The sequence below is a fragment of the Peterkaempfera bronchialis genome, assembly GCF_003258605.2.
GTDB lineage: Bacteria > Actinomycetota > Actinomycetes > Streptomycetales > Streptomycetaceae > Peterkaempfera > Peterkaempfera bronchialis.
The window spans coordinates 5,186,581-5,200,874 of sequence record NZ_CP031264.1 but is presented as its reverse complement, the minus strand read 5'-3'; the positions used below and the strand labels follow the sequence as shown (position 1 = coordinate 5,200,874).

Genomic DNA, 14,294 nt, shown 5'->3' with positions numbered 1-14,294 from the left:
GCAGCCCGGCCACGCCCAGCCGACCCGTCAGCCCCCCACCTCCGCCAGAGTCGGCAGGTCGGCACCCGCCCGGGAGCAGGCCACAGCAGCCGCACGCCCAGCCAGCCGCAGCGCGGCCGCCACACCCGGGTGGAGGGTGCCACCGCCCGCCGCCTCCCGCAGCGCGGCCCCGCCGCCGCCCAACAGGTCGGCCGTGAGCAGGCCCGCCAGCAGCCCGGCCATAAAGGCGTCCCCCGCCCCGATGGTGTCCGCGACCGTGACCGGCTGGGCCGGGAGCGGCTGCCGGCCCGCCGCACCCCAGTAGGCGCAGGCGCCCCCCGCACCCCGGGTGAGCACGACCAGCGCCGGGCCGGAGCGGGCCCAGCGGGCGGCGACCGCGTCCGGGTCGGCGTCCGGGTGCAGCCAGGCCAGGTCCTCCTCGCTGGCCTTCACCAGGTCGGCGGCGGCAACCAGCCGCTCCACCCGGGGGCGTTCACCGGCCGGCGGCCCCAGCAGCGCGGGCCGCAGATTGGGGTCGTACGAGATGGTGCGGCCGGGCCGGGCCTCGGCCAGCAGCCGTTCCACCCGGGTCGCTCCGGGTTCCAGCGCGGTGGCGATGGACCCGGTGTGCAGGTGGTGGCAGGGGGGCAGGGCCAGGTCCGGCAGGTCCCAGCTGATGTCGAACCGGTAGCTGGCGCTGCCCTGCCCGTCGAGTTCGGCGGTGGCCGTGGAGGTGGGCGCGTCGACGATCGAGCCGGGGGTGAGCCGGACCCCGGCGCCGGTCAGGTGGTCGCGCAGCACCTGCCCGTACCGGTCGCGGCCGATGCGGGTGGCCAGTTCGACGGGGTGGCCCAGGCGGGCCAGGCCGAGCGCGACATTGGCGGGGCTGCCTCCGGGGTGGGCCCGCCGCTGCCCGTCCGGTCCGGCGACCACATCGGTCAGGGCCTCCCCCACGACCAGGACGGCGGGCCGGGTCACGGCACCACCTGGATCTTGCGTCCCACTCCGGCCTGGAAGCGCTCCAGGGCGTGGGCGTAGTCGGCGAGCGGCATCCGGTCGCTGATGAAGACACCCGGGTCCAGGACGCCCGCCGCGAAGAGTTCGGCGGCCCGCTCGTAGCTGTGCAGCACGGCCATGGAGCCGGTGATGGTGATCTCCTGGTTGTAGATCCGGTAGGGCTCGATGACGGCCCGGGTGGCGTAGTCCGCGACGCCGAACTGGAGGAAGGTACCACCGCGGCCGACCCTGCCCAGGCCGTCCTGGATCGCGGCGGCGTTGCCGGTGGCGTCGATCACCACATCCCAGCCGCGCGGCCGCGCGATCTCGTCCGCCGAGGCGGTGGCGTTGCTGCATCCCAGCAGCCGGGCGGTGGCGAGCCGGTCCGGGTTGAGGTCGACCATGTCGACGGTCGCGGCGCCGGTGCGCTTGGCGAGTTCCAGCATCATCAGCCCCATGGTGCCGGAGCCGTAGATCAGCACATGGTCGGCCAGCTTGCTGCGCAGCACGTCATAGCCGCGTACCGCGCAGGAGAGCGGTTCGATGAGGGCGGCGTCGGCGGTCGCCACATGGTCGGGCAGCACCACGCAGTTGGCGACCGGCGCGACGGCGAACTCGGCGGCGCCGCCCGGCTCGGTGACGCCGATGGCGGCCCACCGCTCGCAGAGGTTGCCCCGGCCCATCCGGCAGTAGTGGCACTCCCCGCAGTGCAGCGAGGGGTCGACGGCGACCCGGGCGCCCACGGCCACCTCGGTGACGGCGGAGCCGACGGCCACCACCTCCCCGGCGAACTCGTGTCCCGGCACGATCGGCAGCGTCGGGGCGAACTCGCCCTGGAGGATGTGCAGATCGGTGCCGCAGAGGCCGCACGCCGCGACGGCGACCACCACCTCGCGGGGGCCGGGGGTCGGGTCCTCGACGGTGGTGAGCTCGACACTGCCGGGCTCGGTGATGACGACGGCCTTCATTTGACGGCTCCCAGCGAGAGGCCCTGGACGAGTCGGTCCTGGGCGGCGAATCCGGCGATGAGAACGGGCAGGGAGACCACCACGGCCGCGGCGCAGACCTTGGCGAGGAAGAGTCCCTGGCTGGTGACGAAGCTGGTGAGGAAGACCGGCGCGGTCACGGAGCGGACGCCGGTCAGCACCCGGGCGAAGAGCATCTCGTTCCAGCTGAAGATGAAGCAGATCAGCGAGGTGGCGGCGATGCCCGGCGCGGAGATGGGGATGACGATCCGGCGGAAGACGGTGGGCAGCCCGGCGCCGTCGATCGCGGCGGCCTCCAGGATGGCCACCGGGATCTCGGCCAGGAAGGAGCGCATCATCCAGACCGCGATCGGCAGGTTCATGGAGGTGTAGAGGACGACCATCAGCCAGATGTTGTCCAGCAGGCCCAGGTTCTGGGCGACCAGGTAGATCGGCAGCAGACCGGCGACGGCGGGCAGCATCTTGGTGGAGAGGAAGAAGAAGAGCACATCCGACCACTTGCGCACCGGCTTCACCGAGAGCGCGTATGCGGCGGGGATCGCCAGCGCCAGCACCAGCAGGGTGGAAGCGACGCTGGCGGTGAGGGAGTTGACCAGCGGGGGCCAGGGGCTGGTGCCGGTGGAGGCCCCGAAGAACTCCCGGTAGCCGTCCAGGGTGAGCCTGGCCCCGAGCGAGGGCGGATTGGTGGCGGCGTCCGGCTCGCTGTGCAGCGAGGTGAGGACCATCCAGCCGATCGGCAGCACAAAGAGCAGTCCGGCGGCCCAGGCGACCAGCCCCCACAGCGGACCGGCCCGGCGTCGGCGGGGCGGGCTGACGGCGGCGGTGCTCATGAGCTCTCCTCCCTGAGCAGGCTGGACACCAGGCGCAGGGCCAGCGTCGCCACGACGATGGTCCCGGCGACCACCACCACGCCGGCTGCCGAGGCCCGCCCGTAGTCATGGGCCTGGTAGAAGCTCTCGTAGATGGTGTACGGCAGATTGGCGGTGCCCAGGCCGCCCGAGGTGAGGGTGAAGACCGCGTCGAAGTTCTGCACCACATAGATCGAACCCAGCAGGGCGGCCAGCTCCAGGTAGCGGCGCAGGTGCGGCAGGGTGAGGTAGCGGAAGACCTGCCAGGCGTCGGCGCCGTCCACCCGCGCGGCCTCGACCGCCTCGGTGGGGCGGCTCTGGAGTCCGGCCAGCAGGATCAGCATCATGAACGGCGTCCACTGCCAGATCAGCGAGGCCGCGACCGCGCCCAGCGGCATGGAGGTGATCCAGTCCGGCTGCGGCGGGTGGTCGCTGCCGAAGAACCGCCACACCGCCGTCAGCGTGCCGTTGAGCAGCCCGTACTCGGGGTTGTAGAGCGCGTGCTTCCAGAGCAGCGCCGAGGCGACGGGCACCAGCAGGAACGGGGCGATCAGCAGGGTGCGTACCACCCCCCGCCCCCGGAAGCGCCGGTCCAGCAGCAGCGCCAGGCCCAGCCCCAGCAGCAGGCTGAGCAGTACGACACCGGCGGTGAGCCAGATGGTGGTCACCACCGAGGAGCGCAGATCGGCGTCGCCGAAGACCTGGGCGTAGTTGCCGAATCCGGTGAAGGCCCGCTGGTCCGGGTAGAGGGCGTTCCAGTCCATGAAGGAGATCACCAGCGTGGCCACGAACGGCAGCTGGGTGACCACCACCATGAAGACCAGCGCCGGCATCAGCGGCGCCCGCCTGGCCCAGGCCACGGCCCGGGCGGAGCTGCGGGCGGCCGGGGCGGGTGGGCCGACCGGCGCCCGGCTGCGGATCCTGTCGGTGAAGGTCGTGCTCATCGGGGCCTCATCCGTTCCGGTACTTCGCGGCGACCTGCTCCGCGAGCTGCTGGCCCTTGTCCAGGGCGGCGTCGACCGAGCTGCGGCCGGCGATGGCGGAGGCGATCTCCTGGGAGACCTTGGTGCCCAGGTCCGGGAACTCCGGGATGTCGACGAACTGGATGCCGCCGACCGGCCGGGGCTGCACGCCGGGGTCGAGCGGGTCGGCGCCGGCGATGGCCTCCTGGGTGGCCTGGTAGAAGGCGCCCGCCACCTTCCGGTACTCGGCGTTCTGATAGGTCGAGGTGCGCTTGCCCGCCGGGACCCTGGTCCAGCCGAGTTCCTTGCCGACCAGTTCCTCGTACTGCCTGCCCGATGCCCAGGCGATGAAGGCGGCGGCCTCCTTCTGGTGCTTGCCGGCCTTCTGGATGCCCCAGGCCCAGGTGTACAGCCAGCCGGAGCTCTTGGTCCTGACGACCGGCGCCGCGACATAGCCGATCTTGCCCGCCACCGGCGACTCCTTGCTCTCCAGCGACCCGGCGGCGGCGGTCGCGTCGTACCACATCGCGGTCTTGCCCTGCTGGAGGCTGTTGAGGCACTCCGCGTACCCGGACTGCGCCGCGCCCGGCTGGCCGTGCGCCCGCACCAGGTCGACATAGAACGTCGCCGCCTGCTTGAACCCCTCGCCGTTCACCTGGGCCTGCCAGTCCTTGGTGAACCAGGTGCCGCCGAAGGTGTTGACCACGGTGGTGAGCGGCGCCATCACCTCGCCCCAGCCGGGCAGTCCGCGCAGGCAGATGCCCTTCATCCCGGGCTGCGCGCCGTCCGCCTTGGCGGCCAGGTCGGCGACCTGCTGCCAGGTGGGGCGGTCGGGCATGGTCAGGCCCTTGGCCTCGAAGACGTCCTTGCGGTACATCAGAAAGGACGACTCGCCGTAGAACGGCTCGGCGTAGAGCTTGCCGTCCGCCCCGGTGAGGCTCTTGCGGATCGACGGCAGGATGTCGGCCTGGTCGAAGTCCGGGTCCTTGGCGACGGTGTCGTCCAGCGGGGCCAGCCAGCCGTTCTTCCCGTAGATCGGTGCCTCGTAGTTGCTGATGGAGGCGACGTCATAGGTGCCCGCCTGGCTGGAGAACTCCTGGCTGATCTTGTCGCGGACGTCGTTCTCCGGCAGCACCGTGAAGTTGACCTTGATGCCGGTCCGCTTGGTGAAGTCGGCGGCGGTCAGCTTCTGGAGGTCCACCATCTGCGGGTTGTTGACCATCAGGACGTTCACCGAGGCGCCGTCCGCGCTGCTGCCGGAACCGCCGGCCCCGGCGCAGCCGGCGGCCAGCAGGGCCGTGCAGGCGGCGAGGGCGGTCAGCGGGGCGGCGGGGCGGCGCCGGGTCTCTCTGCTGTCGGTGCGGTGCGGCTCGGTACGGTTCATCAGGGGTTGCCTTTCTGCGGGTGGGGCCGGCACTGCGCAGCGGGGCGTGCCGGGATGGCCCTGCGGCGGCTCGCACGCAGGGGGAGGGAGTAGGGGTGCCGGTCAGACGCGGATGACGTTGGGTCCGAGCAGGGAGTAGCGGTGGGCCTCGGCGGCCGGCAGGCCGGTGTCGGTGACGATGGTCTCGAAGTCGCCGATCTCGGCGAAGCGGCAGAAGCTGGCGGCGCCGAACTTGGTGTGGATGCCCACCAGGACGCGGCGCCGGGCGGAGCGCACCGCCTGGGCCTTGACGTCGGCGACCACGGGGTCGGGTGTGGTGAGGCCGAAGTCGCGGGAGATGCCATTGGCGCCCATGATCGCCAGGTCGATGACAAAGGACGACAGCATCCGGGTCGCCCACGCCCCGACGGTCGCCAGGGTGCGGCCCCGGACCCGGCCGCCCAGCAGCAGCACGGTGGTCTCGGAGGACTTGGCGACCGCTGCGGCGGTCGGCAGCGAGGCGGTCACCACGGTCAGCGGCCGGTCGCTGGGCAGCAGCGCGGCCAGCAGCTGCTGGGTGTAGCCCTCGTCGACGAAGACCGTCTCCGCCTCGCCGAGCAGCCGGACCGTCGCCGCCGCGATCCGGCGCTTGCCCTCCACCTGGTGGGTCTCGCGGCGGGCCAGGTCGGTCTCGAACCCCGCGCTCTCCACCGGGTAGGCGCCTCCGTGGGTGCGGCGGACCAGGCCGCGCCGTTCCAGTGCGTTGAGGTCGCGGCGGATGGTCTCCGGTGCCACCTGGAAGTCCGCCGCCAGCGCGGTGACCTCCATCTGCCCGGACTGGCGCACCAGGGCCAGGATTCGATGCTGGCGCTCCTCGCCGCGCATGGGGCGCACCTCCGCTCAGGGACCGTTCGGGCACCGGCTGCCCGTTTCTGCCCGCCTGAGATTTATACCCCTGCCACGCGCCGGAGCCAGGCCCCGGGCCGCATCGGGATCTGCCCGGTTCTGCCCGTTTGAGCGACCCCATATGCGCAGGTGAGAGGGTGAGTGCCGGGCCGGGCACGGTGAGTTTGCGGGTTTTCCTGCGTTTGACTGGTCCCTGATAACGCGGCGGCGCGGAGGTGCCGCAACCGGAACAATGCCGCCATGAGCCAGACAGCCGAGAACTCCCTCACCTCCGGCCGCCCGCCCGCCGTGCTCCCGCTGCCGGGCGGGGTGTCACTGCGCCGCCGTACGTTGGCGGACTCCGCAGCCCTCAACGCCGCCGTCCTCGCCAACCTCGACCACCTCCGGCCCTGGATGCCCTGGGCCGCAGAGGCACCCGAAGCGGCGCAGACCGAGGAGCAGTCGCGCGCCGCCGAGGAGTCCTGGCTGGCCGGTACGGACTTCCGCTATCTGCTCGGGCTGGACGCCCGGCCGGGCAGCGTGATCGGGGCGTTCGGCCTGCACGGCCGGATCGGGCCGGGGGCGCTGGAGATCGGCTACTGGCTGGACGCCGCCCACACCGGCCGGGGCCACGCCCGGCACGCCGTCTCGTCCCTCACCGCCGCCGCCCTGGCCCTGCCCGGCATCGCGCGGGTGGAGATCCACTGCGACGAGGCCAACACCGCCAGCGCCGCCATTCCCCGCCGGCTCGGCTACCGGCTGGACCGGATCAGGGACGAGGTGATCGCCGCCCCGGCGGAGACCGGGCGCATCATGGTCTGGATCCGCTCCGAGAACGACTGACCGACTGACCGACTGACCGGCTGACCGGCTGACCGGACGTGGACGGCTGACCGGGTCAGCCGCGTACGGCGAGTTCCTGCCGTACGGCGTCCAGCAGCCCGTCGCAGGCCGCCTCGCACATCGCCAGGCACTCCTCGAACCCCTCCGGCCCGCCGTAGTACGGGTCGGGCACATCGAGGTCGGCGCCGGTCGGCAGCGCCGGGTCGTAGGAGCGCAGCAGCCGGACCTTGGCGGCGTCCTGCGGCGTGGGGGCGAGGCGGCGCAGCCGCCGAAGATGGCCCGCGTCCAGCGCGATCACCAGGTCGCGGGAGGCGAACCAGGCGGCCCGGAACTGCCGTGCGGTGTGGACGCTCGGATAGCCGCCCGCCTCCAGCACCGACACCGTGCGGTGGTCGGCGCCGTCCCCCTCGTGCCAGCCGTCGGTGCCGGCGCTGTCCGTCTCGACCAGTCCCTCCAGCCCCGCCTCGGCCACCCGGGTGCGGAACACCTGCTCCGCCATCGGCGAGCGGCAGATGTTGCCCGTGCAGACGAAGCAGACACGCAGCGGCGCGATGCGGGCCGGGGCGGAGGGAAGGGTCGTCATGGGGCCATCATCCCCCGACCGGCAGGCCGGAGGCGGCCGGGGGACGGCTCCCCCGGCCCCCGCCCCGGCCGCCGCCTGCCGCTACCCCGCGACCGGCGCCAGCACGGCCACGCTCTCGACCCACCCCGCGCAGCCGCGCGCGCACCGCGTCGAGCCCCAGCGCCGTCTCCAGGTGCTCGCCGGCCACGCCGAAGGCGTCCAACACCGCCCAGTACAGATCGGATCTCTCCACGGTCGTGAACCGGAACATCTCCGGTGGAACCCTGTGCACGCCTGGTGCCCTCCTCCCCCACCGCCTCGGCGGCATCCGAATCTCCACCGTAGAGGGCGGCACTGACATCGAGGGGTAAGTCCCGAGTGAGGGGACTACCCGACAACGAGTGGGCGGACCACACCACCACCCGCGCATACAGGCGTACTCCGGCCAGCTCGTCGCGCCCCGTCACCGACGCAGCGCCTCGCAACGCGTCACTCCTCCTCGTCGCCGCCCGCGCCTACCGTTGGGCACGCAGTCGTGTCCGGCCACCGGCATCCGGACCGTGAACCAGGCCGGCCGCCCGGGTATGCGGGTGGCCGGTCCAGTGTCACGCATTGTCACGTGTCGAGCGCTACGCACTGGCGGAGCAGCGGTTCCAGACGCAACTGGGTGTCCTCACGGTCGAACACCTGGAGGGCGTCGAGACAGCTGACGATCCACTGGGCCTCGTCCTCGTCCCCGATCTGGACAGCCACGGCGGTCACCGCGCTCTCCAGGTCGAACGAGTCCTCCTTGAACTCGTCGTCGAGTGCCCGGTATCCGGTCGCGAGCAGCGGGTCCGCGTACACGCCGGTCTTCTCGACGAAGTCGCGGACCTCGGCGCGGTCCGTACGCAGGCCAGCGAGGCGGCGCAACGCCTCGTCGGGGTCGCCGAGTCCGCTGTGCAGGCGGTGTGCGCGGCCGACCAGGCACGGCCAGCCGCTGGTCAACTCGTGGAGACGGTCCAGGCGGTCCTCCGTGTGGAACATCTCGACGCGCTGGGCCCAGCCGCGCAGGCTGCGGCGGTCGTGGCGGCGCAGCACCACGGGGGCGGCCGAGGTGGGTTCGGCGCCGGTCAGCAACGTGCGCCACAGGCCCAGCTGGTCGGGGTCAGTGACGATGACGACCGCGCGGGTCACCCCCGGTGTGGCGGGCAGCAGCGTCTCGGCCAGGTCGACGGCCTCCCGGCAGGTCTCTGGCCGGACCGGGTCCTTGTAGTGGGGAAAGTCGCTGATGACGACCCGCCGTTCACGCGGGAGTCCGCCGGTGAGCTCCTGCTTGTAGACGCTAGGCCTGCCGACGGGTGGCAGCTTCCAGTCGGCGATGCGCCCGGCGACTGTGCGCAGGGTGTCGCCGACGTCGGCGATGCCGGTGGCTGAGGTTCCGAGGACGACCCTCGTCTGGTTGGACCGCTCGCCGAGAAGATCGTCCAGCTGGGTGATGGTGAGCGGGGCCGGCCGGCCGTCGGGCAGCTCGGGACGGCCCTCCTGCACGATGCTCTCCTGGAGTTCGCAGTCCTGCTCGGCCCTCAGCAGGCGGGCGTCCACCTCGTGGGAGGTGCCGATCATGCGCAGGGCGTTCGGGCCGCGCAGATGCCAGCCCTGGCCGTCGTGGTTGGGAGCGAGGATGCCGAGGCCCACCATTTCGGAGAGATAGGCGCGGAAGCCCTCGGTGTCGAGTTGTTCGAAGCCCTTGCGCCAGAACGTCTCGCACTCCTCACGCAGTTCGGCGTCGCTCAGCCGCACCTCCAGGCCGTGGTGGCGGGCTTGGTACGCCAGCACGTTGGCGATCACGTCGTAGCGGTGGTCCAGGCTGAGCGTGTCCTTGAAGGCCGCCGAGATGCCGTCCCTGAGCCCGGTGTCCGACTCCACGACCTCGATGTCGGCGACGTCCACCGCGTACGGGGGTCCCTCCGCGCCGCGCCGCGCCCGCTTGCGGTGCATCAGCTCGACCAGCCGGTGACCGAACATCTGGAGCAGGAAAGGCTGGTAAGAGCAGTAGCCGAGCACCCGGTTGACGAGATCCATGTCGTGGAACTCGAACCCGAGCGCCCGCATCGGCTCGACCAGCAGTTCGGCGGCAAACTGGGGGGCGAGCGGGCCGATCACCTTCGGGGTCTGCGCGAGGTGGCCGAACGGCCCGTTGCTGGCCAGCTTGGAGAACCGCTGTACGGAGTGCAGCCCGGCGAAGACGACCTTGGCACGGTCCTTGGTGTCGGAACCGAGGCCCTTGAGCTTCTTGGTCTGGTCGAAACGGGGGGCGTCCGCCTCGAAGAACTGGTCGCACTCGTCGAGCAGGATCAGCAGACGGCGGCGTGAGTCCCCGTCGAGCCAGGCCCGAATGGCGGCTCGCACCCGTTCGGAGATGTCCTGACGCGACCTGCGGCCCTGAGGCCGACCCAGTACCTGCGCCTCAGCCAGCTCCCGGTCCAGGACGCTCCACAGCGCCTCCGGCCCCAGCGAGCTGCCCTTGCCGATGTTCTCCTGGTCGAGATTCACGTACACCGCCTGGTGGTAGCCGGGGCGTTGCTCCGCGAACCGTTCGCCGGCGTCGCTGAGCAGCGCCGACTTGCCCAGGCCCCGGCCGCCAAAGATGACCTGAGTGCCGCGCGGGTCGAGGATGCTCTTACGTTCGGCGTCGCGGCCGTAGAACATTTCGCCGCCGATCCGGCCGCGCTTCTCCCTGATGTAGGGGTTGACGCCGGAGAACGGCAGCAGTGTCTGCGTGGCGGTGCTGACCTGGCGGTTGCCTCGGGCCGCAAGGTAGGCGAGGGCGGCGTCGTCCACGACCATCAGCGGCTGCAAGCGGGCGGAGCCGACGGCAAGTTCGACCCTGGCTTCGCGACTCAGCGTGCCAAAGTAGACGACGAGGAGACTCGCTCCGCTGGTGTCGCGCTCCGCCAGGCTCATGACGACCTTGGCGGGCGGTCGGCCCCAGACCATCAGCACGCGCAGGCTGCCGCCCTGCTCTCTGATCTGCGAGCCGAACGCGGGCGCCTTCGCCCTGCCGTTGATCTCCACCTCGGTCACCTCGAAGAGGCGATACTCGCGCCGGTGCGGGGACCGCTCGTCGAGTGGCCTGGCGCTCTTGGCGTCGTAGCCGAGGAGTTTGAGGGCGGGCAGCAGTTGCCGCCGCGCGGAGACTACGAGCCGGTCCTTCGGCTCGGTGGCGCCCAGCTCTCGCCAATCGTCGAGGGCATCGGCCGCCAGTGCCGCCTCGTCGGTGGAGAGGGCGCCGTAGTCCAGAAGGGGGACTGTGGAGTGCTTGCCGCCAGAGCGGACGAGGTCGACGAGCTCGCGGTCGATGCCCTTGCGCAGGCCGTCGGGCACGCCCGGAAAGAACTCGATCAGGTGGGACTCTCCGGTCTCGATCTCCGGGACGGGTTCGCCGATCTCCAGGAAGTAGACGAGGTCGGCGGCGGTGGCCAAGCCGCCGGTGTCCAGGTGCCGCAGGACCTGGGCCCGTTCCTCCGTGGCGAGGTCCAAGGCGTCGAGCCGGGCCCGGATCCGGTCGGCCGCCTGCTGCCGGAAGGTCGGCAGGTCGCTCGTCACGGTGTCGAGCGCCCGACGTACGTCCATCAGGTCGTGCGTGTCGGTGTCGTCGAGTCGGATGCGGGCGCCGGCCAGCAACTCCTGAAGGCGCAGGTCCTGGTCGTCGGTGACGGCACCGTCGGCCTGCGCGCGGTGCAGCTCGGCGACGAGTTCGTCGTGCGCCCGCCGCAGTTTCGCGCGCCTGGCGGCTTCCCGCTCGGCGATCTCGGCGACGGTGGGAGGGGTGAACTCCCTGGCCGACATGGTGGGCAGCACCGCACGACCGGCCAGTTCGACGATGGTGCGGGCCGCGGCGAAGGCGTCGTGGGCGAGCCGCTCGGCGAGGGCGTCGTCCCAGCTCCGGTCGACCGCCATGAGAAGCCGGTCGAGCGGCGGCCGCTCGTCACGGGTGTCGCACACTTTCAGCAGTTCCACGTCCAGCACGAGTTCAGGGGCGACCGAACCACCGGGATGCGTGGTCGCGGTGTCACCACCCAGGAGAGCGAACAGCTCCTCCATGGAGGTGCGTGCCGCCCACGCCGTCGCGGCGGCGACGGTACCCGAGCGACGCGCCAACTGCTCCAGTTCCCCCAGCACCGCCTCCTTGCCGTCCAGCAAGGACTGGCGCAGGGAGGAGATCTCCTTGACCGCCCGGTTGCCGTCGGACCGGTCGCCGCGCCGGATGCCGTCGACCGCCAGGCACCATTCCCTGGTCAGGCCGGCTGCCCGCTCAACGACCTGCACCAGGTCGTGCCTTCCGGAGCCCTGGAGCGGTTTGCCGCTGGACGAGCGGTGCTTGCGGTCCATGCGGTCGATCTCGTTGTTGATCTCGGTCAGTTTCGACAGGCGTTCGGCCTGCTCCCGCACCTGTGGCATCGCGTCGCGGTTGTCGCGGACCACGGTCATGAGGAGCGATCCGAGCATCCCGTCATCGGCAGCCAGCCAGTGCTTGGCGATCTCAGTCGCCCGCGCGAACCGCAGCCTCTGCGGTGCGAGCAGGGCGCGGCACTGCTCGCGCAACTCCCGCAGTCGGGCCTCCGTCTCGGAGACGTCGGCGATGACTGCCAGCGGGGAAGCGGTCATCAGGGCACCGCTGAGGGCACGGTCGGCGACGGCGGTCGCCGCCTCTCCAAGCCGGTCCGGCAGCCGAGGCACCAGGGCTTTGAGCTGAGCACCCGCCAGATGGTCGCCGGTTATCAGCGCCGTACGCAGCAGGGCTGGCAGCAGGACGAGTTCGCTGCCCTCGGAATCACGGCCCGCGTATCCACCGTACTGCTGGAGCAGGTCCGCGGTCAGTCGGGCGCCCTGGCTGTCACCGGAGGTGAGAAGCGCAGTGGCACCGGCTAGGCGGAGCGCGGCCACCTGCGGCTCGGGGCGGCCAGTGGCGCTCGCCACATGGTGGGCGAGTCCGAAGCGCCGCTCCACGACAAGCCGTGCCAGGGCCCGCTCTGCCACGGCCTCGTCGGAGTCCTGGTCCTCGGGCGCAGCCCTGGCCGTTTCCTCGGCCGGTGTGTCCTCGTCGCGCGGTGCGGCGGTAGCGAGCGCGGGTGCGGGCGCCGGTGCCGGTGCCGGTGCCGGGGTGTCGGGGTCCGAGTTCAGGGGCGGTGCCGGGTCACGGTCGGAGGGTATCGCTGTCGGTGCGTCGTCAATGTGGCGCGGCCCTGGGGGGGTGGTCCGGGCAGGTGCGGCGGCTTCGGAGTCCAAGGCGGAGTCGGACGCGGGCTCCTCGGCAAAGTGCTCGGCAGTCTCCCCTGCCGGGTTCCCGGCCGTTTCCTCGACGGGCTCTCCATGCCGGGTATGCCCAACCGCACGGCGTTCATCGGTCACCGTAGCGCTCGCGGGCTCGGCGGCCTCCGTCTCCGGCCCGGCGGGTCCGCCGGACTCGGCCCCGCGGCAGGCGTCCTCCGCTTGCGGCAACGTCAATTCAGGAGCCATGACCGCCGCCATCGCACATCCGGGCAGCACCCGGACGACCTGTTCCTGAAGAGCAAGGATCTCCGTTGCGGCGTCCGCCTGCCGCCCCAGCCGAATAAGACGTTCCAGGGCGGCGAGGGCGGCGCTCTCCTGGCGTTGCGTCTGCTCCCACACCGTTGCGTCCAGCAGGCGGCGGGCCGCGCTGCGCACGGCCTCGGCGGCAAAGACGGCCGGGCTGTCCGGGCGGCACTCGACATCCAGCAGTTCGCGCAACGTCTCCCGCGATTGGAGGTCACGGTCGTGTGCCGCCCGGTACGAGCGTGCGGCACAGGCCATGTCTTCCAGGCGATGGGGCACCCCCCCGATGCCCGCCGCACGGAACACCGCGTCGGCTCCGTCGAAGACACCGTGCAGTGCTGCCAGCGAAGTCAGGTCATCGTCCTGCGGAGGACGGCCGTCCACGACCGCGTCGGCCACTCTCTCGGCGGCCTGCCGGGCGTCCGAGAGAGCCGATTCCAGCTGCCGGCAGACTTCTTCCGGATCTGTCATCTTCCCGACCCGGACACCTTCAGGCGCTGTCGTGGGCAGGTCGTTCGAGATGACGGGGTCCGGTGTGGAGGCCTCCGTGCCCGGCCGGTCGGGAATGGCAGCACGCTCACGCTTACCGTCGCCCGAGAGTGGCGGCTCCTGGCCTTCCGGTGCGCCGGGAGCGAAGTCCGGGTTCGCCGCCATGATGGACCGCGCCGCGCCACCGACAGCGACGAGTCGTGCGGTCTCCTTCTCGTCGGCCGTCGAGGCGAACCAGTCCTGGTCCGCCGCCCAGGCGAGGACGTACGCATCGGCGACAGAGGCGTTGCACCATGCGAACATTGCGGCCCGGACCAGCGTCGCACCCCACCGGGAAACGGGGTCGGTGACTGTCTCGTCGTCCTGCTCAAAGACGAACCTACCCACCTGACCTATCACAGTGCGGGTGAGTTCCCTGACTCCGCAGGTGCACATGTGCTGCCGTGACTCGCGCCGCAGCCTGGTGAGAATGTCCCGGCACAGGGCGCTGCCCGCCCGTCGAGGCGCCGCCATGCGGATTCCCAGGCTGCCGAGCAGCTCCTGCCGGTGCTTGGGCGGCAGGGAGTTGAAGGCGAGTTCCACCATACCGACCGTGAGGTCGTTCAGGGCGGCGGCCGGGTGTTCCAAGGCGTTGAGAGCGGCGGCCATGCCTCCAAGGGCCTCGGCCGACACGCCCGGCGGGGACAGCGGTGGCCCCGTGACGACGCAGTAGCGGTCCTGCATATGTGCGTGCTCCGTTTCCGTAGCTGTTCTGTGGTTGGTTCCGGGGGATCGGCCCACTCGACGCCGAGGAGTCTTGAGGAGAGAGTCAAAGAAGGCGAC

General features: G+C 71.5%; 9 protein-coding genes. 1 reads left to right on the top strand and 8 read right to left on the bottom strand.

Annotated features, from left to right (window positions below; genetic code table 11):
* Nucleotides 1-27 precede the first annotated feature (27 nt).
* The 6 genes from C7M71_RS23070 to C7M71_RS23045 form a co-directional block, all read right to left on the bottom strand.
* Entirely contained in the window at nucleotides 28-957 is a 930-nt protein-coding gene (locus C7M71_RS23070) for a carbohydrate kinase family protein (protein ID WP_111493697.1), read from the bottom strand.
* Nucleotides 954-1,943, bottom strand: a complete 990-nt coding sequence (locus C7M71_RS23065) for a zinc-dependent alcohol dehydrogenase family protein (RefSeq protein ID WP_111493699.1) — start codon at nucleotides 1,941-1,943, stop codon at nucleotides 954-956. Before C7M71_RS23065 ends, C7M71_RS23070 begins: the two co-directional genes overlap by 4 nt.
* Nucleotides 1,940-2,791 (bottom strand): carbohydrate ABC transporter permease, encoded by an 852-nt coding sequence (locus C7M71_RS23060; protein ID WP_111493701.1) that lies wholly within the window; start codon nucleotides 2,789-2,791, stop codon nucleotides 1,940-1,942. The genes C7M71_RS23065 and C7M71_RS23060 overlap by 4 nt, the downstream gene beginning before the upstream one ends.
* Nucleotides 2,788-3,753: a carbohydrate ABC transporter permease gene (locus C7M71_RS23055; RefSeq protein ID WP_111493703.1), complete on the bottom strand. Its 966-nt coding sequence runs from the start codon at nucleotides 3,751-3,753 to the stop codon at nucleotides 2,788-2,790. Before C7M71_RS23055 ends, C7M71_RS23060 begins: the two co-directional genes overlap by 4 nt.
* A 7-nt stretch (nucleotides 3,754-3,760) precedes the next feature.
* Nucleotides 3,761-5,155: an ABC transporter substrate-binding protein gene (locus C7M71_RS23050; protein ID WP_111493705.1), complete on the bottom strand. Its 1,395-nt coding sequence runs from the start codon at nucleotides 5,153-5,155 to the stop codon at nucleotides 3,761-3,763.
* 102 nt (nucleotides 5,156-5,257) lie between these two features.
* Nucleotides 5,258-6,019 (bottom strand): DeoR/GlpR family DNA-binding transcription regulator, encoded by a 762-nt coding sequence (locus C7M71_RS23045; RefSeq protein WP_111493707.1) that lies wholly within the window; start codon nucleotides 6,017-6,019, stop codon nucleotides 5,258-5,260.
* 261 nt (nucleotides 6,020-6,280) lie between these two features.
* On the opposite strand from C7M71_RS23045, the gene C7M71_RS23040 reads away from it, so the two are divergent.
* Nucleotides 6,281-6,862 (top strand): GNAT family N-acetyltransferase, encoded by a 582-nt coding sequence (locus C7M71_RS23040; protein WP_111493709.1) that lies wholly within the window; start codon nucleotides 6,281-6,283, stop codon nucleotides 6,860-6,862.
* A 55-nt stretch (nucleotides 6,863-6,917) separates the two neighbouring features.
* Here C7M71_RS23040 and C7M71_RS23035 read toward each other — a convergent pair whose 3' ends face one another.
* Together C7M71_RS23035 and C7M71_RS23025 are read right to left on the bottom strand one after the other, a co-directional pair.
* On the bottom strand, nucleotides 6,918-7,445 hold the full coding sequence (locus C7M71_RS23035) for a low molecular weight protein-tyrosine-phosphatase (protein WP_111493711.1): 528 nt from the start codon (nucleotides 7,443-7,445) through the stop codon (nucleotides 6,918-6,920).
* Between the two features lie 594 nt (nucleotides 7,446-8,039).
* Nucleotides 8,040-14,195 (bottom strand): hypothetical protein, encoded by a 6,156-nt coding sequence (locus C7M71_RS23025; protein ID WP_111491262.1) that lies wholly within the window; start codon nucleotides 14,193-14,195, stop codon nucleotides 8,040-8,042.
* Nucleotides 14,196-14,294: the final 99 nt, after the last annotated feature.

Bases quoted from the DNA above. Each gene is read 5' to 3' on its own strand.
- C7M71_RS23045 (WP_111493707.1), bottom strand. From the start codon at position 6,019: ATGCGCGGCGAGGAGCGCCAGCATCGAATCCTGGCCCTGGTGCGCCAG.
- C7M71_RS23060 (WP_111493701.1), bottom strand. From the start codon at position 2,791: ATGAGCACCGCCGCCGTCAGCCCGCCCCGCCGACGCCGGGCCGGTCCG.
- C7M71_RS23025 (WP_111491262.1), bottom strand. From the start codon at position 14,195: ATGCAGGACCGCTACTGCGTCGTCACGGGGCCACCGCTGTCCCCGCCG.
- C7M71_RS23050 (WP_111493705.1), bottom strand. From the start codon at position 5,155: ATGAACCGTACCGAGCCGCACCGCACCGACAGCAGAGAGACCCGGCGC.
- C7M71_RS23040 (WP_111493709.1), top strand. From the start codon at position 6,281: ATGAGCCAGACAGCCGAGAACTCCCTCACCTCCGGCCGCCCGCCCGCC.
- C7M71_RS23035 (WP_111493711.1), bottom strand. From the start codon at position 7,445: ATGACGACCCTTCCCTCCGCCCCGGCCCGCATCGCGCCGCTGCGTGTC.
- C7M71_RS23065 (WP_111493699.1), bottom strand. From the start codon at position 1,943: ATGAAGGCCGTCGTCATCACCGAGCCCGGCAGTGTCGAGCTCACCACC.
- C7M71_RS23055 (WP_111493703.1), bottom strand. From the start codon at position 3,753: ATGAGCACGACCTTCACCGACAGGATCCGCAGCCGGGCGCCGGTCGGC.